16 protein-coding genes are annotated in these 22,100 nt (G+C 52.9%); 8 read left to right on the top strand and 8 right to left on the bottom strand.

Translation table 11 applies throughout. The features are described from left to right. Positions 1-1,572, bottom strand: a complete 1,572-nt coding sequence (locus BUA93_RS09485) for a hypothetical protein (protein WP_072979002.1) — start codon at positions 1,570-1,572, stop codon at positions 1-3. Positions 1,573-1,591: 19 nt separating this feature from the next. Continuing rightward, on the bottom strand, positions 1,592-4,168 hold the full coding sequence (locus BUA93_RS09490) for a hybrid sensor histidine kinase/response regulator (RefSeq protein ID WP_072978906.1): 2,577 nt from the start codon (positions 4,166-4,168) through the stop codon (positions 1,592-1,594). A 53-nt stretch (positions 4,169-4,221) separates the two neighbouring features. On the opposite strand from BUA93_RS09490, the gene hflX reads away from it, so the two are divergent. Beyond that, positions 4,222-5,412, top strand: a complete 1,191-nt coding sequence (gene hflX, locus BUA93_RS09495) for a GTPase HflX (RefSeq protein WP_072978907.1) — start codon at positions 4,222-4,224, stop codon at positions 5,410-5,412. Here the strand turns inward: hflX and BUA93_RS09500 are convergent. Beyond that, entirely contained in the window at positions 5,409-7,754 is a 2,346-nt protein-coding gene (locus tag BUA93_RS09500) for an ATP-dependent helicase (protein ID WP_072978908.1), read from the bottom strand. The genes hflX and BUA93_RS09500 overlap by 4 nt on opposite strands. A gap of 78 nt (positions 7,755-7,832) precedes the next feature. Between BUA93_RS09500 and BUA93_RS09505 the strand changes: the two genes are divergently transcribed. From BUA93_RS09505 to BUA93_RS09520, 4 genes are all read left to right on the top strand, one after another. Then, complete coding sequence (locus BUA93_RS09505; RefSeq protein ID WP_072978909.1) at positions 7,833-8,897, top strand: MlaE family ABC transporter permease; 1,065 nt, start codon at positions 7,833-7,835, stop codon at positions 8,895-8,897. An 8-nt stretch (positions 8,898-8,905) separates the two neighbouring features. Next, complete coding sequence (locus BUA93_RS09510) at positions 8,906-9,691, top strand: ABC transporter ATP-binding protein (RefSeq protein ID WP_072978910.1); 786 nt, start codon at positions 8,906-8,908, stop codon at positions 9,689-9,691. Positions 9,692-9,703: 12 nt separating this feature from the next. Beyond that, positions 9,704-10,630 (top strand): MlaD family protein, encoded by a 927-nt coding sequence (locus tag BUA93_RS09515; RefSeq protein WP_072978911.1) that lies wholly within the window; start codon positions 9,704-9,706, stop codon positions 10,628-10,630. 160 nt (positions 10,631-10,790) lie between these two features. Continuing rightward, positions 10,791-11,396, top strand: a complete 606-nt coding sequence (locus tag BUA93_RS09520; protein WP_072978912.1) for an ABC-type transport auxiliary lipoprotein family protein — start codon at positions 10,791-10,793, stop codon at positions 11,394-11,396. A 391-nt stretch (positions 11,397-11,787) separates the two neighbouring features. Here BUA93_RS09520 and BUA93_RS09525 read toward each other — a convergent pair whose 3' ends face one another. The 4 genes from BUA93_RS09525 to dapF form a co-directional block, all read right to left on the bottom strand. After that, on the bottom strand, positions 11,788-13,743 hold the full coding sequence (locus tag BUA93_RS09525) for an NAD(+) synthase (RefSeq protein ID WP_072978913.1): 1,956 nt from the start codon (positions 13,741-13,743) through the stop codon (positions 11,788-11,790). A 41-nt stretch (positions 13,744-13,784) separates the two neighbouring features. Then, the gene (locus BUA93_RS09530) at positions 13,785-15,305 is read right to left on the bottom strand and encodes a sigma 54-interacting transcriptional regulator (RefSeq protein ID WP_254793927.1); all 1,521 of its coding nucleotides are present in this window, start codon (positions 15,303-15,305) and stop codon (positions 13,785-13,787) included. Positions 15,306-15,414: 109 nt separating this feature from the next. Next, positions 15,415-16,623, bottom strand: coding sequence for an LL-diaminopimelate aminotransferase (locus BUA93_RS09535; protein ID WP_072978915.1), 1,209 nt, complete (start codon positions 16,621-16,623; stop codon positions 15,415-15,417). 128 nt (positions 16,624-16,751) lie between these two features. Then, positions 16,752-17,645, bottom strand: coding sequence for a diaminopimelate epimerase (gene dapF / locus BUA93_RS09540; protein ID WP_072978916.1), 894 nt, complete (start codon positions 17,643-17,645; stop codon positions 16,752-16,754). A gap of 296 nt (positions 17,646-17,941) precedes the next feature. Between dapF and orn the strand changes: the two genes are divergently transcribed. From orn to lgt, 3 genes are read left to right on the top strand one after another with little or no spacing between them, the layout of a single operon-like run. Then, positions 17,942-18,496, top strand: a complete 555-nt coding sequence (gene orn, locus BUA93_RS09545; protein ID WP_139257934.1) for an oligoribonuclease — start codon at positions 17,942-17,944, stop codon at positions 18,494-18,496. A 12-nt stretch (positions 18,497-18,508) separates the two neighbouring features. Continuing rightward, a complete protein-coding gene (locus BUA93_RS09550; RefSeq protein WP_254793928.1) occupies positions 18,509-19,906 on the top strand; it encodes a penicillin-binding transpeptidase domain-containing protein in 1,398 nt (465 codons plus the stop codon). A 1-nt stretch (position 19,907) separates the two neighbouring features. Then, complete coding sequence (gene lgt, locus BUA93_RS09555) at positions 19,908-20,786, top strand: prolipoprotein diacylglyceryl transferase (protein ID WP_072978917.1); 879 nt, start codon at positions 19,908-19,910, stop codon at positions 20,784-20,786. Here lgt and BUA93_RS09560 read toward each other — a convergent pair. Continuing rightward, entirely contained in the window at positions 20,761-22,089 is a 1,329-nt protein-coding gene (locus BUA93_RS09560) for a TldD/PmbA family protein (RefSeq protein WP_072978918.1), read from the bottom strand. The genes lgt and BUA93_RS09560 overlap by 26 nt on opposite strands. Positions 22,090-22,100: the final 11 nt, after the last annotated feature.

The following is a 22,100-nucleotide window of genomic DNA, read 5'->3' on the forward strand; positions in this document are numbered from 1 at the left end:
CTACCACTTGAATCCAGTTCTCAAATAAACCTTTTCATCGTTAAACAAGGTAATCTCGCCCAGGAAGAACACGTATTGACCTTCGTAGCTGAGCGACGGCGTAAGCGAATATTCCATCTTCGCGCCGCGCAAGAAATGCTTAGGAAGCTTCATGTGGTCTCGATTCGGAGTCGTGTCGTTCACGGCGCTGCCGAAATCCGTTCCCTTCCAGAACCAGCTGTTGCGAAGCGAGGCGAAAATACGGTGGTCTAACCTTCCGTAGGCCGTAAAGTCAACCCTCTGGCTATTGGGACCGTTCTGGTTACCGATCGGGCGACCGAGATGTTCCATCTGCGCCGTATACTGCTTGAAATGCGAATAGACATACGGTTCGATGCGAGCATATTCCGCAATGAAACCCGATTCCAGCAGATGGGTATTGATCTTAAAATCATGGGCTCCATGCATACCGGCCATCCAAGCCCACTTAGCTTCGATGTTGTCGTTTTTCACGAGGCTCACCGGACTTTCCATATCATCCAAGAAGAATTCGCTATAGACGCGGAGCGAACGGAACAGGCGGTAGTTGAAATCAAACGAAAGCGATCCGTTATTGGAACTTTCGGAATAGTTTCCCTTTTCCATGAACAGGGGGACCACCGGAACAAAAAGCCATGGTTTCAGGTTGTCATACTGAATCTGAAGTTCGCTAATGCCGAAAGTGGCATTGCCCGCGGCCAGTTCATAGCGGTGGCCGAAAATGTTGCGGGTTTCGTCCTTGTTCTTGTCGCTCATGCTCGAATAGATGCGCAAGTCCCCGTAGAAAGACATCACACGCAAGGGTCCAAGCTTCATGTCAAGTGAAAGCATGTTGTACGGGAGCGCAAACTGGTTCAGGCTCAAGTTGTTATAGTAGCCCGGGCCCCAATGCATCACGTCGCGACCAAAGTCAATTCGCGCCCAGTCGTAGTTCAGGGCAATATGGGCGCGGTAGCGAGCATAGCTCGTATATTCGATACCCGAATTGTTTTCTTCCTTCTGGACTTCCAGAAATTCCCCATCGAAAGACTTCGGATACTTCGCCGAATGGCCTTCGTCATAAATTCGGGCGTCCAGGACGAAGTCGACGGAATCCGCATAGCCGCGCAGGTAAATGCCGCCGTCAATACCCGGCCGAATCGTATCATTCAGCGCCTCGCCGCCACGATAGTCGATACCGCCCACCAGCGACATCGCCAAAGCCATGCGCGGCACATTGAGATTCTTGAGTTCGGCATTGCACACAGAATCCTGCGACGTACAGGAATCACGATATCCCGAGACAGAGGCTCCGTGTTCGCTATCGTAATAAAGCAGGGCCTTTCCCTCGGAATTCACGAAATTCTTGCGGAAAGTCGTATCACGCTGCGGATAGGCAAAGAACTGGCGGCCCTCCCCCGTCGTTACCCGGTGCAGTTCGAACAGCATCGGAGAATTTTCCAGAAGCCGCAAGTTGCGCACATTTTCGGGGCCGACCACCGGCGAGGCAGCAAGAGCCTGGACCGCGGCGAAAGCCAACATCAACGAAACAAGGGACAAGGTTGTTTTCTTCATAAAATTCATCCAAGACAAATTAAGTCAGTACTTGACCTAGCATACCGAACAGTTCCGACGAGGTCACCGGCTTGGCAATCAGTCCTTTCATTCCCGCCCTGCTCGCACGCAAGCGGTCTTCATCAAAGACATTGGCTGTCAAGGCCAATATCGGTATATTCGCATTCCGTGGATTATCCAGCTTACGAATCTTCCGAGCCGTTTCAAATCCATCCATTCCGGGAAGACGCAGGTCCATCAAGATGACATCGAACGAGCCTACCGCAGAATAATCAATCCTTTGGACACACTCCGTTCCCGATTCCACACAAACGACCCTCATGCCAGCATCCTTCAGCATTTCTCCCACGATTTCGCAGGTTTTCGGGTCGTCATCGACCAAAAGAACATGCTTTCCGGCCAAATTCACATGGGGCACGTCACGGTTCGACTTTGGGGCAACGGAATCCTCTTTGATCGTCTTAAGCGGAAGTGTCAAAACGACGCGAGTCCCCTCGCCCACACGGCTCGTCACCTTTACGGACCCCTGCATCAGGTCCACTAGCTTTTTTACGATGCAGAGCCCAAGCCCCGTACCTTCCACGTTGCGAGTCAAGGCTGTCTGTTCGCGTTCGAACTCGTCAAAAATGCGAGGCATGAAATCTTCAGAAATTCCAACACCAGTATCTTCCACCACGATTTCGACATTGCACATGCCGGGAGTCTCGTGCGAGTAGTCCCTCAGCGAGATACGCACCAAGCCGTTTTCACGCGTAAACTTGATTGCGTTGCTCACCACATTCAGCAAGATCTGCTGGATTTTTACCTTGTCCGCATAGACATACTGGTTCTTGAAATTCCTGGACACCTGGAGAAGGATATTCTTCTGATGCGCAGCCTGTTCAAAGGTCGCTACAATCCAGTTCGTCATTTCCAGCGTATACACAGACGTTTCGTTCAAAGTTTCTACGCCCGATTCGATACGGGCCATATTCAAGACTGAATTAATCAGGTCCAGGAGCAATTCGCCCGCATTGTGGATATTGTTCAGGTAGCGTTCGAATACGGCAGTCTCTTCTTTGGAAAGGTTCATGTTCCAAAGTGTTTTCTTGGCCAGGGCCTCGTAACCAAGAACCGCATTCATCGGCGTGCGGATATCGTGGCTCATATTGAACAGGAACTTAGACTTCGCCCGGTCAGCCATACGCGCCTGGTCCAAAGCGCGGACAAGTTCCATCCGCTGTTCGTTCAACGCCTTGCGCTTTTCCAGTTCCGCCGACATGACATCGTCAATAAACTTGAATCCCATCACAAACTCCGGACGAGTCTTGGACGGTTTCACCAAATGAGCCTGGAGATAGTGAATCTTATCCTTGACAAAGATGCGGTATGTAATATCGAATCGTTCGTTTTTCAGGAATTCGCGACGAACATTTTCCAGATTTGCAATCCGTTCAAAAGAAGAACGGTCTTCGGAAAGGACCATTCTTTTTTGATAAAGGGATAAAAGGGAATCGTAGCGAACATCCTGCCCTGCAACTTCATTCATCAGGCGTTCAATGGCCGGGTGAACCCTATAAGCCACCATTTTCCCCGTATCGAGGTTGATTTCAAAGGCGCTACCGTACGACTCGGTCAAGGCATTGATGACATTCAGATGACGCCCTTCGTTTTCGGAGTGCAAGCGCCGATTCGTCCTATACACGGAATGCAGATAAAGAATAAAAAAGAGGGCAACGAGCAGAATGGCCGCTATCGCTCGGCTATTATTTTTCCACGAAAATTCCTTCAGTATGTGGAACGGTACCATCTGGACAACGACCCACCCCGTATTCGAGACTCGCGCTACCCCCGCAACAGAATTTCCGTATTCCGTAGAGAAACTAAAAGCATTCGTGGAGCCGGACCTCGCCTTTTTCTTAAAGGTTTCAATGACATTCTGCGGTAGGAAATCCTGGGATTTCTTTTCGAACGGCTGACCGTAGACATCGTCATCCGTATTTGAAGCGACAATCTTCAAGTGTCGGTCACACACCAAAGCAACAACCCGTTCACCAAACAGCGTGTTATCCATCATGGAACGGATTTCAGTATTGCCCCCCAGGATTCCAGCTACAACCCCCACGACCGAATCGCGATAGAACAGCGGCGTATAAACTATTACCTGAGCTTCCGATGCGTATAGAGGGCGGTAGTCGACCCAAATTCCCGTTTCGCCACGAACACCCCGCTGGAAAAATTCACGGTCAGACACATCGAACGAAGAATCACCATACGCCGTATTCCAACCGTCGCCTCGAACATATTCGATTCTCGAGAACGGGGTCTCGGCAAGTTTCGACAGGAACAGCGAATCCGGATTACGTAGCACAGGGCCATTCATTTGATGGGTCGCCATCAGAGAAACAAGCTTTATGCTGCTTTGCGCATAACGCATACTGTTTTCTAGTTCGGTGGCGACACTTTCCGCATTCTGCGCAATGGTGGTTTCAACCTGTTTAAAGAAGTAGACACGAGAAAAAAAGGAGTACAGGCTGATTACGATAATCACTGCGACCGCCATCACGACCACCGCAGGACTAGGAGCCATCCACTTTTTTAACTTAATCTTTTTCATGCATCCAAAAACAAGTCCAATTATAACAAAATTTTTACTAATATATAGGGCGTATGAAGGATTTGACCATCGAACACAAGGCCGAAAAGGAACGATGCATTCTCGTGGGGATTTCTACCCCAAAAGTTCGCCCCTGGCTCGCCTCCGAGCAGCTCGCCGAACTGGGCCGGCTCGCCGAGACCGCAGGGGCCGAGGTGGTGCAGAGTTTTTTGCAACGGGTACAGAACTTTAGCCCGGCAACGCTCATTGGCGAAGGCAAGGTGAACGAGGTCAAGCACGCTCTAGAAGAACTGAACGCTAAGATGGTGGTTTTCGACGACGACTTGTCCGGTTCTCAGGTCAGGAACCTGGAACAGAGGCTCCCAGGAATCAAGGTTCTCGACCGCACGGGGCTTATCCTGGACATTTTCGCGAAACACGCCGTCACGGCGGAAAGCCGCCTGATGGTCGAAGTGGCGCAACTCCAGTACATGATGCCCCGCCTGACCGGTGCATGGACGCATCTTTGTCGCCAACACAACGGCGGTATCGGCACCAAGGGCCCCGGCGAAACGCAGCTCGAAACGGACCGCCGCATGATCCGCAAGCGAATCCAGGAACTCAAGAAGAAGCTTGAAAAAATCGAGGACGCCCGCGAAAGCCAGGCCGAAAATCGTAACGATATTTTCCACATCGGCATCGTGGGCTACACGAACGCGGGCAAGTCTACGCTGACCAACCGCCTGACCGGCGCCGACGTGTATGTAGAAGACAAGTTGTTCGCCACCCTTGACAGCACCACGCGCAAACTCTACCTCGACGGTGAAAACATCATTTTGTCAGACACCGTAGGCTTTATCCGCAAGCTTCCGCACAACTTAATCGAAACCTTCAAGAGTACGCTGGGTGTGGCCGCTCATGCGGACTGCATCCTGGAAGTTGTTGACGGCTCCGCCCCCGACTACCGGGAGCATCTGGAAGTCACCCACAAGACGCTGGAAGGCATCATCAGTTCCGAGACGCCACGTATCCGCGTATTCAACAAGGCCGAAATCTGCGACGAGGCCCGCCGCACAGAACTCCGCGAAAATTACCCCGAAGCAATCCAGGTGAGCGCCCGCGAAAACATCGGCATGGAACGCCTCCGCGAAACCTTCAAGGAGCAGCTCGCCGCTTGGCATAAAAAACGCGAAGCCCACGAACAGAAAGAGAAAGAACGCAGCGAAGCCCCGTGGAGAGAAACGGAGCACGCGCTAGACGGTTAATCCTCCAGGGTTTCGCTGTCCACCACCCGCTTGAGCGGAAAATCGAATTGAATCGCCCGCGGGGTTTCAATTTTATCGAATTTAATCTGGTAGCAAAGGGCCTGTTCATCGACCTTGGCGACGCTCCCAAAGCCCATGATGCGGTGGAAAACGCGGTCGCCCACGGCAAATTCCGCAGCAGGCGCCCTTTTCACGAGGCCCAAAGTTTCGTCGCTGAAAAGTTCTCGGTTGCGGTCAGATTCAGCTATGTAGGCGCGAGCCTCTTGCAGTAGCTTCTCGGAAACGCCACGGACCACATGCAAGTCGGTCATATCCATTTCGAGCAGGAACCGCGACGGGTAGCGACTCGATTCTTCGCCGACGCCGTCTTCGGCATCGCTCAGGAACAGCACATTCTCGGCACGGGTAAGCGCCACGTACGCAAGACGGCGTTCCTCTTCGAGCTGCATCTTGTTCTCGATGCGCTTGACCGGGAAAAAGCCCTCGTTCATTCCACATACGAACACGTAGGGAAATTCCAGTCCCTTGGAATTGTGGATGGTCATCAGCTGCACGCGGTCACGGTCGCCGTCGTTCTCGTCGGAGTTCGTAAACAGCACAATGTTCTGCAAAAATTCGTCGAGCGTCGCATCTTCTTCGAGAATGTTTTCAAATTCGAGCAGGCCCTGTTTGAGTTCCGCAAGGTTGTCGAGGCGGTTTTCGTCGCCATCGAGACGCAGCATTTCCTCGTAGCGGGATTCGCGCATGAGCCGCGTAAACACTTCGGTAATAGGCATTTCGCGGTACTTGAAACGGAACTTTTCAATGAGCGAGACGAACTCCACCACCTTGCTTTTCGCAAGGAAAGCCTTGCACTGCTCCGCACTCAGCGCAAAAGGTTTCGCAACCACCGCCTCCGCAACCGCCGCATCCTTCGCCTGGGCAAGCGGCAAAGCTCCCGCCACAGAACATATCTGCAGCAAGGTTTCGTACAGCGACATTCCCTGTTCATCGGCAAGAGCCGCAAGTGCCGCCACCTTTTTCGGGCCGAACTGCCGCTTGGGCGTGTTCACCGTACGCAAGAAAGCCATATCGTCGCCGTACACCAGCATACGCAAGTAGCAAATGGCATCCTTGATTTCGGCCCGCTGGTAAAAGCCCACGCCGCTATAGACCTTGTAGGGAATATCGGCGGTCATCAGCGCCTCTTCGACGGAGCGCGACTGCGCGTGCATGCGGTAAAGCACCGCGATATCCTTTTTCGCGACCCCGTTCGCAATCGCTTCCTGAATGTTTTCAACAATCCACGAAGCCTCGTCGCGGGTATTTTTCGCGTGACAGAACACGGGCGTCTTACCGCCGCTACGCATGGGACGCAGCACTTTCTCGATACGGAACTCGTTGTTCCTGATAACCGCATCGGGGAGTTTCAAGATGCTCGGCGTACTGCGGTAATTGTTCTGCAAAAGAATCGTCTTTGCGTCCTTGTGCACCTTGTCGAATTCCAGGATGCGATTCACATCGGCGCCACGCCAGCCGTAAATCGTCTGGTCCGGGTCGCCGACCACGAACAAATTATGATGGTAGCTCGAAAGGAGCTCTGCAAGCTGGTACTGCTGCAGGTCTATGTCCTGAAACTCGTCGACCATCACGTACATCATGCGTTCGCTCCACTTCTTGAGCTTTTCGGGGAAACGTTGCAATATGTACAGGGTCACCAATATCAAGTCATCAAAGTCAAGCGCAAAGTTCTTTTTCTGTTCATAAAGATAGCGAAAATAGACCTTATGCCACTTGTCAGGGGCATTTTCCACCATCTTGAGCAAGTCGTCGTTGGCCGAGGCCGAATCGTGCCCCGCAAACCACTGCACATACGAGATATCGTTGCCCTTGCGACCGCCAATAAAGTCGATTACGCTACTGATGCGCAAATCCTTGAGCGAATAGCCGAGCTCGGTGTAGGCCTTTTTCACGAGCGACTTCTGGTCCTCTTCGTCGAGAACAAGGAACTCCTTTGGGAACTGGAGCACGTGGATATCTTCGCGCAAGAGCCGCACGCAAAAGCTGTGGAAAGTCGAAATATAGCCCGAATCGTCCCCTTTCAGCATGGTGCGGATTCGTTTTTTCATCTCGAAGGCGGCCTTGTTCGAAAAAGTCGCACATAAGATATTCGACGGCGAAATTCCAAGCTCCTTGGCCAGGTACAGGTAACGGTGCGTGAGCGTCCGGGTCTTGCCGGAACCTGCCCCCGCAATCACGCGGATATAGCCTTCGGTCGTCTCTACAGCGAGCCTCTGCTCGTTATCGAGCCCGTCCGTGATTGCCGAAACCGGTCCATTTGTCAAGTCAAAATTACCCATCATAACCTATATATCGCCGTTTATCCCCAAATTATAAAATCTATTATGTAAATTTTTCTTCTTTTGCTAAATTTGCGCACAATGGAAGGAAGGACCATTACTCTACCCGTAGCCCTTACCGCAACAAACAGCAAAGAATTGTTGCGGGAGTGTCGGCGCACGCTCTACAAGGAGCCGCTCAACCTCGACGGTTCTTCCCTCACGCGCATGGACTACAGTGGCGACGCCTTCTTTGCGCTCCTTGCCGATTTGAGCGAAAAGACCGGCAACAAGCTCACGCTCGCCCACTTTAGCGAAGAAATCAAGGCGCAGCTCAGGGCACTCAAGAAAGAGAAAATCCCTGAAAAAGTCAAGACGGGCTATAGCAATTTCCTCGAAGCACTCGGCGCAAAGACCATCGTCATCGCCAAGGAAGTTGCCGAGGTGTTCATTCTCTTGAACATGAGCATCTACTGGATGATCTGCGGGCCTTTCGATAAAGGGCGCAGCAAGTTCGGCGGCACCGCCAAGCAGGTCTTTATGCTCGGCACCGAAGCCACGGGCATCTGCTTTCTGATGGTCGCCCTCATCTGCTTCACCATGGCGCTCCAGAGTTCGTTCATGCTCAAGGCCGTGGGCGGCGGTTCCTACCTCGCCTCGGGGCTTGGCTACCTAATCTTTGCAGAAATCAGCCCGCTACTCACCACCATTATCTTGGCGGGGCGTTCCGGCAGCTCCATCGCGGCAGAAATTGCGAACATGTCCGTCTGCGAAGAAATCAAGGCCATCAAGACCATGGCGATTTCGCCGGTACAGTACCTGGTGGTTCCCCGCTTTATCGCGATGACCATCTGCACGCCGATTCTTGCCTTCTGCGCAGGCATCGCGGGCTGCCTCGCCGGTTTCCTGATCGGTTACTTTTTCTTTGACATTTCTTTTGCGAACTACTTCCAGTCTATTCGCGACGGGATTCCGCCGATTCTTTTCTTAAAGAGCACAGTGAAATCCATCGCATTCGGTTGGCTGGTCACGCTGATTTCTTGCAACAAGGGCCTCAACGCCGAAGGCGGTGCCGAAGCGGTGGGCCTCGCAACAACCTCCAGCGTCGTGGTTTCGATTTCTGCCATCATCGTCGCAGACTGCGCGTTCAGCTTTATATTCTACTAGGGGCTACAATGGACGACATTACACTCAAAGTAGATCACCTGAAAGCCGGTTACGACGGAAAGACCATCTTGAACGATATTTCGTTCGATGTCAAGAAGGGCGAAATCCGCATGATTCTCGGAAGTTCCGGTTGCGGAAAATCGACGCTCATGAACAACATCCTCAAGCTCTACAAGTCCGAAAGCGGAACCATCACCTATTTCGGCAAGACATTCGGAGCCAAGGAAGGCCTTGATTTTGAGACGCGCCTGCGTACGGGCGTATTGTTCCAGAACGGAGCGCTCCTTTCGGATTTGACCGTGGCCGAAAACGCCATGCTCCCGCTGATTCGCAGCATGCCCTACATGCCCCGGAAACAGATGGAAGCGATTGTCGCCGACCGTCTCGAAAAAGTCCACCTGTTGCACGCCTTCCACAAGTATCCTTCCGAACTTTCGGGCGGCATGAAGCGCCGCGCAGCCCTTGCCCGCGCCATTGCCCTCAAGCCGGAGTTGCTCTTTTGCGACGAACCCTCGACCGGACTCGACCCGGTAACCGCCCGTTCCCTCGACGAACTGCTGCTGGAGCTCCGCGACACGCTCGGGGTCTCGATGGTCATCGTAAGCCACGAACTCGAGAGTATCAAGATCGTCTGCGACCGCTTTATTTACCTAAAAGACGGCTACGTGCTCATGGACGGCACCTTGCAGCAGGGGCTCGATAGCGACGATCCCATCCTGCGGCATTTCTTCAACAGACAATGCCCCAAGGAAGAGGACCACAATGAATATTACCATTTTAACTTTATTGACTGATTTGGAGTAACCATGGAAACCACACGTGCCGAAAGAATCAAGATTGGCGCCTTCATGCTCCTCTGCGGAATCATGATTTGCGTGTTCCTGGGCTATGTGCTTTCGCGATTCTTGAACAAGGAATACGACAACTATTACACGGTATTCAGCGAATCCGTTATCGGTCTTTACAAAGATGCGCAGGTCAAGCTGAACGGTATCGATGTCGGAAACGTCACCGAGATTGCAATCGATTCCTCGAACCTGAACCAGGTGATCGTCCGTTTCCGCGTGAACAAGGGAACGCCCATCAAGCTCGGCACCCGCGCCGGCATGACACACGGCATTTCGCTCACCGGCGAAAAGCAGATCGTGCTTTCGGGGGGCCGTTTTGATGAACCGGACGTTGCCGAAGGCGGTTTCGTTCCCGCTGAAAAAACGGCATTCGACGCTATCGCCAACAAGGCGACCGACATCATTGGCCACGTCGATTCCCTGATGACGAACCTCAACAGCATTTTCTCCGAAGAAAACTCGCAAAGCATCAGCAACTCGCTCAAGAATTTCGAAAATGCCACGCAGAACCTAAACCGGCTGACACAGAACCTGAACGCGCCCATCAACAACATCTCGAATGCGGCAAACTCCATGAAGAACGTTCTCTCCGAAATCGAAGAAGCCAAGATTGCCGCCAAGGCGGGCGAAAACATGGATGTCCTTAAGGAAAAGCTCGAAGCCATCGACACGAAGGCGATGAACGAGAACCTGACGCAGGCGATGGAATCCATCAAGCAGCTCACGCAGCGGCTTGACCAGGTGGTGTACAAGAACCAGGACCAGGTGGGCGACGCCGTCGTGGAACTCAACGCCGTCCTCGAGAACCTTGAAGAATTTACGCAGAAAATCAAGAACAATCCGTCGGTGCTGATCCATTCGGAGAACAAGGCTAGGCGGAAATAGTTTTTTAGAAAAAAAGAAGAAAAAAATTTATGATTAATAAGTTTAATGCATCTAGCGGGGAGGGGGCCCGCGCTCATAGTTGCGAAGGCCGCCAGCCCCACTCCCCTGCACCCCACCCCCGCCCGGCCACGCTTTCATTTTCTGACGAAAGGCTTGTATAATGAATTATAAATCCATTTTTCTCGCATCAATTTTATGTTGTTTCGCAGTCACGCTCACGGCCTGCCTGGGTGGCGGCTCCAGCGAGCCCACCAAGTACTACACTATCGCTGTCGAAAACATCAGCATGCCCTCGGCCGGAACATACGCCGACAAACGCCTGCAAGTGCGCAAGTTCACCATCGAACCCGCCTACCAGCGCGCAAACATTGTCTACCGCGAATCCGCCTACGACTTCATGTTCTACGACCTGGACCTGTGGGCCAGCCGCCCCGAACACATGATGGCGCAAGTCGCAAGCGAATACCTCGCCAAAAGTGGCCTTTTCAAGAGCGTCGAGACCAAGGCAAACGGCAAGCCCGACTATGAACTCCTCGGAAACATCGTCGCCATCGAAGAAGTGGACGAAGGCTCCTCGCAGTACGCACGCCTCGCCGTGCAGCTTACCTTCCGCAAGACAGAAAGCGACGAAGCCCTCTGGGAAAAATCCTTCGACCAGAAAATGAGCATGGGCGACCGCGAACCGCGAACCACAGCCGAGACAGTCTCAAAACTCTACGGCAAAATTATGGAAGAAGCGCTCGGGGATATATCTCGCAAGCTCTAAAAACTGCCTCCGATTTTAGACTCTTTTTTGTGATTTGTACCTATAAAAATGCTGTTTTTCCCATTTTATAGGTACAAAACAATCCCACAAAGCAAATTATATTGAACTTGTACCTATAAGCAAAGTCAAAAGGGTAGTCTTATAGGTGCTTTTTCCGAGCCTTTAGCATTAATTTATTCGCAAAATAAGAAAAACGTACCTATAAAGGGATTGATTTTCAAAACTTTATAGGTACGAAAAAAAAATCATTTTTCAAATACCTATAAAAAGAACTTGTCGCCCTATTTTATAGGTACCGAAATTACAAATTCCGCAATTACAGGTTCAGCAATTACAGGTCCCGCAACGGACAAAGCTAGAGCCTGTCGCCGAAGCTCGAAGTCGGCATTATCTAGAGCCAGTCGCCGAAACTCGAATCGCTGGGCATACGCCAGTCGGCACGCGGCGACAGGGAAATCGTTCCGACCTTCGGGCCGTCAGGAATACAGCTGCGCTTAAACTGCTGTGTAAAGAATCGGCGCACGAATACGGCAAGCGCCTTTTCCAGTTCCTCGTCGCTATATTTCCCTGCAAAGGCGTACTTCGCCAGGAACAGCATCTTTTGCGGAGTCGCACCGTACTTGGCAAAATGATACAGGTAAAAGTCGTGGATTTCGTAGGCGCCCAGAATACTTTCGGTCTTCTGCGCAATCTGTCCGTTGGCATCGGCAGGTAACAGTTCCGGCGAAACCGGCGTATCGAGAATGTCGCGGAGCACCAAAGAAAGTTCGTCGGCCGTCTTTTCATCGGCAATGAAGTTTCTCGCACGGTCCGCATACCAGCCCACCACATGGCGCACGAGCGTTTTCGGAATATCGCAGTTTACTGCATACATCGACATGTGATCGGCATTGTAGGTGCTCCAGCCGAGCGCAATTTCAGAAAGGTCACCCGTTCCCACCACGATACCGCCTTCCTTGTTCGCGATATCCATCAGGATCTGGGTGCGTTCACGGGCCTGCACATTTTCGTAGGTCACATTGAGCGTATTCGGGTCGTGGTCGATGTCCGCAAAATGCTGCATGCACGCCTTCTGGATATCGATCGTACGAAGTTCCACGCCCAACAGTTCCGCCATCGTAACAGCGTTGTTCTTGGTGCGTTTCGTCGTTCCGAAGCCAGGCATCGTGAGCACGAGAATTTCGCTTGCAGGGCGTTTCAGCAACTTGAATGTTTCCGAAATCACGAGCAATGCCAACGTCGAATCGAGTCCGCCGCTAAGCCCCACGACCGCACGTTTGGTATGCGAAGCCTCGATGCGTTTCGCAAGCCCCGCACACTGGATATTGAAAATTTCCTTGCAGTTCTGGTCACGGGTTTCGGCATTCCCCGGAACAAACGGAGTTGGAGCCACAAAACGGTACTTGAGGCTCTCCATCGAGCGCAGCCCGTCGAAACTCGCCGCACGCGCATAAAATTCGCGGCTATCGAAATCCTGGAACGAGCCTTCGCTCAATCGCTGCATGTTCAGGCGTTCCACGTCGACATCGGCGTAGATAATTTCTGATTCGCGGCTGTAATTTTTCGTCTCGGCAAGCATTGTCCCGTTTTCAGCAATCATCAAGTGACCGCTAAAGACCATATCCGTCGTCGATTCGTGCACCCCCGCCGAAGCATACACATAGGCGGCCATGCAACGAGCCGACTGGTTCATCACCAGGTTGCGGCGATAGTCGCCCTTGCCCACCAAGGCGTCACTTGCGGAAAGGTTCACAATCACATTCGCTCCGGCCAGGGCAAGTTCACCGCTCGGAGGCACAGGCGTCCACAAGTCTTCGCAGAGTTCCACGCCGACACGTACCTCGGAACCCTCGCCCTTCACCGTAAAGAAATTCGTCACCGGCACATCGCCAAAGCCTTCGACACGGCAAACCGGCGCAGCCCCTGCCGCACCGCCGCGCAACAAATCGCGGCCACTCGAGAAATGACGTTTTTCGTAGAACTCACGCTGGTTCGGCAAATGAATCTTGGGCGTCACCGCCACAAGCTTACCCTTCTGCACAAAGGCGGCGCAGTTGTAGAGGCAACCGAACATACGAAGCGGAAGCCCCACCGCAATCACCGTATCGCTATCCGCAAAAGCCTTCGCAATCTCCGAAAGCGATTCCAGGCTCTTTTTAAGCAACAGTTCCTGATGGAACAGGTCACTGCAGGTGTACCCCGTAATGCAGAGTTCGGGGAACACGACAAAGGCCGCTCCCCCGTCAATCGCCTCGCGGGCGCAACGGATAATTTCAGCCGTATTGTAGGCGGTATCGGCGACTTTCAGCGTCGGGCAAACAGATGCGAATCGGTAAAATCCAAACATAACCTAAATATAGATTAGTTCGGGGATTTCTGCGAGGCAAATCAATGTCCGGACTTGATTCCGAGCTTGTTCATGCGGTAATTCATCATGCGCGGAGAAACGCCCAGGTCGCGGCCAGCAGCAGAAAGGTTGCCGTTGTTGCGCTTGATGGCCTCGGTGATGATTTCCCGTTCATAATTGTTCATCATGACATCGAGAGGAGCCATCTTCGAAGTCACCGCGCCGACCGTTCCCGCACTCAGGCTTGTCTGCAGCGAAGGCGGCAAGTTGTAGCTGTGAATGCAGTCGTCACTTGCGGTAAGCACCGCGCGTTCCATGCAGTTTTCCAGTTCACGCACGTTGCCCGGCCAGTGGTAACTCATGAGCAAGTTGATGGCCGTCGTCGAAAGGCGCACAATCTTCTTGTTGTAGCGAAGGTTCATCTTTTCGATAAAATGTTCCGCGAGCAAGATGATATCGGACTTACGCTTTGCAAGATCCGGCATGGTAATCGGGAAAATGTTCAGGCGGTAGAACAAGTCTTCGCGGAACTTGCCCTGAGAAATCAGCTCTTCCAGGTTACGACTCGTGGCCGCCAAAAAACGCACATCGGAATGGAGTTCCTCGTTGCTACCCACGCGGCTAAAGGTGCGTTCCTGCAAGAAGCGCAAGAGTTTCACCTGCGTTTGCATCGTCAGGTCGCCAATTTCGTCAAGGAAAAGCGTTCCCCCGTCGGCTGCCTCGGCGCGGCCGATACGGCGGTTCATCGCTCCCGTAAAGGCGCCCTTCTCGTGACCGAAAAGTTCGCTTTCCACAAGATTTTCGGGCAGAGCGGCGCAGTTGAGCGTAATGAAAGGCTTATCCTTTCTTGCAGACAAATTCACAATCGCACGGGCGATCATTTCCTTACCCGTACCGCTACCGCCGCGAATCAAGACAGTCGCATCGCTCGGGGCCACCTGGCGCACCTGTTCGTAAATCTGCTGCATTTCGCGGCAGTTACCCACGAGTTCGCCGGGATTGTTCGAAAGCATATCGCGAAGCTTGCGGTTTTCTTCGAGCATGGCCTCGCGTTCATTGTGCAACTCGATGCATTCGTTCGCCGCATCGCCGGTGATGTTTGCGATAATTTCAAGGAGTGCCACGTCACGATCCAAGTCCGTAGAACCGTCTACCGGGCGGTCAATCGAAAGAGTCCCGATGACCTGGCCATCGTGAATCAGGGGCACGCAAATAAACGCCACCTGGGAATCATAATGGCGGCTACCCGTGCGGTTCAAGAAGCGGGAATCCTTGCGCAGGTCCGGAATCACATGGCTAATACCGCGTTCTGCGACATGGCCCGTAATGCCTTCACCCATGCGGTAAGAGCCGCGCTGCTTTTCGGATTCGTCAAGCCCGCGGGAGGCTTCAATCTTCAAGGTATCACCAAACAGAAGCGCGAACGTTCCGCGCAACATGCCAAGTTCGGATTCCAGAATACCAAGGACGTTTTCCAGCAACTTTTCCACATTGCGCTCGTGAATGATCGCGACGCTGATCTTCTGGATGACAGAAATTTCGGAACCTATTGGGGACGGCATGGACATAAGATAGAAATAAGTAGCAGGTGGTTCAACGAGTTCAGAATTCAGAGTTCAGAATTCAGAGTTGTTATAATTCCGAAATCCGAAATCTGAAATCCGAAATATATTATAGTTTCTCCCTGATTCTCCTAAGGGCTTCGACGGTGCGTTCGTAGTCACCGAAGGCGGTCAGGCGGAAGTATCCTTCGCCGCAGGGGCCAAAGCCGCTGCCCGGGGTACCCACGACTTCGCAGGTGGCAAGCAAGCGGTCAAAGAAATCGAAGGATTTTTCGCCGTCCGCAATTTTCCACCAGATGTACGGGGCATGTTCGCCACCGAACACCGTGTAACCGGCGGCTGTCAGTTCCTTGCGGATTACGCCTGCGGTACGCATGTAACCGGCAATGACTTCTTTTGTCTGTAACCAGCCCACCGGCGAATAGATCGCCTCGGCGGCACGCTGCGTCACGTAGCTTACGCCGTTGAACTTGGTGCACTGTCTGCGGTTCCACATGGCGCGGAGTTTAGAAAGTTCGTGCGGAATCACCGTATAGGCGCAGCGCACGCCCGTAAAGCCGGCCGTCTTGCTGAAACTGCGGAATTCAATGGCGCACGTGCGCGCACCCGGAATTTCGAAAATGGAATGCGGCAAGGTTTCGTCCTGGATGTAGCAGTTGTAAGCGCCATCAAACAGAATCAGCGCACCATTTTCGTTGGCATAGTTCACGAACTTCTGCAAAGTTTCGCGGCTAAGGACCGTACCCGTGGGGTTGTTCGGGCTGCAAAGGTAAATCAGCTGCACCGGATCCTTGGGCAAATCCGGCTGGAAATTGTTTTCGGCAGTCGAAGCAAGGTAAGTCACCTTAGAAAAATGTCCGTCACTTTGCAACACGCCTGCACGGCCAGCCATTACGTTGGAGTCCAGATAGACCGGATAAACCGGGTCCGGAATGGCAATCTTTACATTTTCTGTAAAAAGCTCCTGGATGTTCGCCACATCGCACTTGGAACCATCGCTCACGAAGATGTCATCCGGGTCCATTTCGATGCCGCGGGCGGTGTATTCGCCACGAACGATCGCCTCGCGAACAAAATCGTAGCCCTGTTCGGGGCCGTAACCGCGGAAAGAATCCTTCACGGCCATTTCGTCCACGGCCTTGTGCATGGCCTTGATGACTTCCGGGATCAAGGGCGTGGTCACATCGCCAATACCCAGTCGAATGATGTCTGCATCGGGCTTTTTCGCCTGATATTCCTTGATTTTCTGGGCGATCGTCGAGAAAAGGTAGCTGCCAGGCAGCAAGTCGTAGTTAGTGTTGATGATTGATTCGTTCATAATAAGTGGTCAGTGGTTAGTAAACAGTGGTTAGTGGTAATGCAGGTTGAATTAGGAATTGAAATAATCGCGGCTTCGCCACTTAAGTAAATAATTCCGAACTCCGAATTCCGAATTGTCCTCATTGCTCACGCCTCAATCTCTCCTCTAAATACTTCTTCTGCGGGGCCGGTCATCAGGACGGGGCCACCTTCTTCGTGCTTGATGTGGAGAACACCGCCGTCGAGGATGAAGTCGGCTTCGACGCCCACGCGGCCCGTGCGCTGGGCCGCAACGAGGGTTGCGCAACTGCCGGTGCCGCAAGCCATGGTGACTCCGCAACCCCGTTCCCAAACCCGCATGCGGATTTGGGTGGGCGCCGCTCCCGCAGCGGGGATTACCTGGGCAAATTCAATGTTACAACGGTCGGGGAACTGTTTGTCCACTTCTAGAATGCTCCCCCACTTTTCCAGCTGAATTTTTTCGATGTCATCCACGAAAATCACCGCATGCGGATTCCCCATCGAGACCGTCTCGGCGGTAAAATCGAAACTATCGGCCGTAAGCTTAATCGAGCCCAAGAAGTTTCTCGGAAGTCCCATATCTACGCACACGCGACCATCGTCTAAAAGCGCAGGCTTCACCAGGCCACTCTTGGTATGCAGATTAAAAACCTTCGTGCTATCGTCTTTTGCAAGACCGCGGCTGCGGATATACTTTGCCACACAACGCGTCGCATTACCGCACATGGCCGCCTCGGAGCCATCGGCATTAAAGATGCGCATTTCAAAATCAACACCATTCGGTGCTGATTTCGCAGCAGGCCCCACGCTGGCACCGACGCCCGTATCGCCCAGCACCAGGCAACCGTCGTTATCCATCGGAGTTACAATCACCACTCCATCGGCACCGATACCGAAGCGGCGGTCGCAAAGCTTGACGACGCGATCTGTAAAGGCGGCGCCATATTCCGGCGTCTGCCCCGGTTCATACAACACGAAATCATTTCCCAATCCGGTCCATTTTGAAAAATTCAATGACATATACTACTCACTGTGTATTTTGTTCGCCCTCTATTTTATTCGCCCCCTCCATTTGCAAAAAATATGCCAACTTTACAAAAATTGTTAAATCAATTCAAAATCGCCATTTTCAGCACAAATGAGCTAATTTCAAAAATTTTCCAATTTACATTTATTGTAAAATCCACATCCTTATTTTACATATTTTGTAAAACATTTTATCATAGTATGTAAGACTCCGTTCCAGACACCCAGGGGGCATCGCGGAAGCTTCTCCCTCAATCACCCCCAGCCCTTTTTTCTAAATTACGCGCGTTATGGCAAGAATTAAAAGCGCACCGAATCTCGTCTGGATGGACCTCGAAATGTCGGGGCTCGAGCCGGAGAGGGACGTTATCCTCGAAATCGCGACTATCATCACAGACCCGAACCTGAACATATTGGCCGAAGGACCCGTCTTGGCGATTCACCAGACCGAAAATGTCTTTGAGAGCATGGACGACTGGAATAAGCGTCACCACACCCAGAGCGGACTCGTGGAACGTTGCCGTAAGTCGACTCTCAGCATGGCCGACGCCGACAAGATGACCCTCGACTTTATCAAGCCCTTCACCACCGAACGCGGGAACGTGCTCTGCGGAAATTCCATTACGCAGGACAGGCGTTTTCTGTACAAGTACATGCCGCGGATTTCGGGCTGGCTCAACTACCGCAATATCGACGTAAGCTCCATCAAGGAACTGACTTTCCGCTGGTACCCCACGCTACCCGAATTCGAGAAGATGGAAAAGCACCAGGCCCTTGACGACATCCGCGAAAGCATCGCCGAACTCGAATACTACCGCAAGACGATTTTCAAGACAAGTTTATAAGTTTTTTTCAAGATGGATTTCAACAAGTACCCCCGTCACAACTACAAGCCGATTGAACGACTCCCCTACGCCGTGAGGATGCGTAACCGCATTATTGTTTTTGCAGTCTTCATGGGAATCTGCGCCCTGCTGGGCACCTGCATTTTCGGCGGTAACGAACCCGAGAAAATCGAAAACGACACGGAAATCGTAACCGAAAATACCGACGGCGACATCGAAGGTTCCCGCACAGATGCCCCCCGCACCGAGACCGGAGAACAGCAGACACAAGGGGAAATCCCGACCGGGCTATTCCCTAAAGCCGACTCCGAAGACATCGCGAACATGCAGAGCGCCATTGCCGCGTCCGTCGCGCCGACCGAGATGCCCCCCGAAGTCGAAACCATCGACAGCACGCATATCAAGGCGCAGGCCGACGTGTTCCTGGCCGAAAAGATCGACAACCTGTTGCGCCGTTTCCGCCCCGAGCACGCGATTATATTGATGGTGGACCCGAATAGCAACGAGATTATCGCCTGGGGTGAACGCCGCGACAACCACGTGCAGGAAAAACCGGACTATTTCATCAAGAACACCTTCCCCGCCGCGTCGCTTGCCAAGACGATTACGATTGCGGCCGCCATGGAAAGCAACCGCTACTCGCTCACCAGCCAGATTCCGATGATTGGCGCAAGCCACACGCTTTACCGCAACCAGCTGCGCGTAAGGGACGGATTCAAGGGACCGTTCATCGAGATGCAGGACGCCTACGCAAAATCCGCTAACCCGCCGCTCGCCCTGATAGGCATGAATGTGGGTGCAGACCGCCTGAAATCGGCAGCCAAGAAACTCGGCTACAATATGAACTTCCCCGCCGGGCTTCCCGGACGCTCCACGTACGCACCGCCCGATACCGGCTACGGACTCGCCGAGGCCAGCTGCGGTTTCACCGAAGCGACAACACTCACGCCGCTCCTGGCCGCCGCCCAAGTTCGCGCCATTCTCACGAAACAGCCTCTGGAAATTCCCTGGGCAAAGAACCTCGACGGTTACGCACCCAAGAGCCGTATCGCCCTAGATGTCGGCAAGTTCACCGAGAATACCTACTACGGGCTCCGCGAAGCGATGGTCCGCAGCGTGACCAACGGAACCGCCCGCAAGAACATATCGACCAAGCACATGGCCCGCAAGAATTTCAACGCCCTCACCATCGGCGGCAAGACTGGCTCTCTCGACGGACACGACCCCTACGGCCGCTACGAGTGGTTCATGGGTTTTGCACAGTCCAAGGAAAACCCGAGCAAGGCGGTGGTACTCGTGATTATGCAGGTGCACGACTTGCAGGGTATGCGTTCGCAGCCGGCAACACAGGTCGCCGCGAAGCTCTTTAACTACTGGGCACATCAGAATCTCCCCAAACAAGGAAAATAAAATGGAACCGACTTGGTGGAACCTCATCCCTTCTTATTTTGACGGAACGGCCTTTACGCTCGGGAGCTTCCCGGTGCGCTGGTACGGCATCATGTACATTTTCGCCTTCGTGACGGGCTACCTCACGCTGATGCACGTGAACAAGAAAGAAAAGCTGGGCTACACCAAGGACCAGTTCGACAGCCTGTTCACCTGGATTATCGCAGGCATCATTATCGGTGCGCGCCTCGGCTACGTATTCTTCTACAAGCCGGGCTACTACCTCGCGAACCCGACCGAAATCATTTTCCCGATGACCCACGATGCGCTCGGCTACCACTTTACGGGAATCTCGGGAATGAGTTACCACGGTGGCATGATCCTCGGAACGATTTTCACCTACATCGGCCTCAAACGCAACAAGATGAAGGTGTGGGAAGGGTTGAACCTTTGCTTTATGCTAGCTCCGCTCGCCTACACCTGGGGCCGCTGGGGCAACTTCATTAACGGCGAACTTTTTGGCGAAGTCACCACTAGCGGAATCGGCATGTGGTTTCCGCTCGCCCACGACAGTCCCATTACCAACCCGATTCTGCACCACCCGAGCCAGCTTTATGAGATGCTTTTTGAGGGTGTTATCTTGTTCGCAATCTTGTACAACTTAAGGCGCATTCCGCTGTTACGCGACAAGATGCCTTGCCTGTACCTGATGGGCTACGGCTTCTTCAGGTTCTTCATCGAATTTTTCCGCAGGCCCGACGCACACCTCGGCCGCGTGGACCTGTTCGGCATGAGCCGCGGACAGACGCTTTGCAGCGTCATGTTCCTGACCGGCTTAATCTGGCTGATTGTGCTGATTTACAGGCAGCGCAAGGCTAGCAACTCACTGCAAGTTCGCTGATGGCGAGCGCAGGCACCTTCACGCTAGAGAACGGATTGTAGTATTCGTTGCCGACACCAACTACATTCTGAATAATGTCGAAATAGTTTCCGGACAACGTAACACCATCGACGGGGTGTTGGATTACGCCGTTTTCGCACCAGAAGCCATGAGCTCCGATGCTGAGTTCGCCACTCACGGAGCTACAGCCCGAGCCGCCTTCGAGGCGCACCACCAAGAGACACTTGGGGAAAAGCTTTAAAAGGTCTGCCGACGAGAACTCCCCTGCCGGGACAAGCATGTTCCAGAACGCCGTAGACATCTTGGAGCCGAAGTCGCGGGCTCCGTTGCCTGTCGTGGCTCGGCCTGCCTTGGCGGCCGTTTCCAGATTATAGAGAGCTTCATTAAAGACGCCTTCCTTGATGACCTCGACGCGGCGCGTCAAGCAACCTTCGGAATCAAAGAACACCCTGTGGCAGAAGTTTTCACCCAGCGGATCACTCCAAAGAGAAAGCTTTTCGGAAGCAATCTTCTGGCCTTCTTTACCGGCAAGGCGCGAAGTTCCCTTCTGCATAGATTCCGCAATGTACGGCGATCCATACATTCCTATGAAACGTCCCGAAACTCGTTCCGAGAACACGACCGGAATCTTGCCACCTTCAATTTTCTTTGCACCGAAAAGCTCGGTGGCATAAGTGGCGGCCTTGTCGGCGATTTCACCCACGGTGAATTCACTCCAGTCGCGACCACTCTTGACAAAGTTGCCTAGTTTGCTGATTCCACCGCGCACGGCGACCGCACCCGCACCGACCGATACGGAATTATCCTTTTCGGTATAGAAAAGTCCCTTATGGTTAGCGACAATCGAAAAGTCGCGATTCAGGTCGGCCCCCAGGTACGGAATATTCTTGATGTCGGCAGAACGCGCAAACGTTTCTTTTTCGAGTTCGATGCAGAAGTCCTTGAGGTCTGCCAACGTGAGCGATTCCAGTGCCGGATTGTAATCGTGGCAATCTTCCGGAATCTTTGCAGGAGCAGGAAGTTCAATATCAACTTTTTCGGTCCACTGCGTATGGCAAACCGCATCCTTGATGGTCTGCGCAATAGCCTCTTTCGTCAAGCGTTCCGTATGGGCATAGCCCGGATGACCATCCTTAATCACGCGAATGCCAAGCCCCACAGAATCCGAGATTTCAGTATTCTGCACCTGGCCCTGAAAAACAGACAAGCCCTCGGAATGGGAGTTCGAAGCAAGCACGTCAAACTGTTCCGCCTCGCCCTTCGCGAGATCGCACATACAAGAAACAGCATCGGTAATATTCATAGTAAACAGTG

The organism is Fibrobacter sp. UWH4 (assembly GCF_900142475.1).
In the GTDB taxonomy this organism is placed as follows: domain Bacteria; phylum Fibrobacterota; class Fibrobacteria; order Fibrobacterales; family Fibrobacteraceae; genus Fibrobacter.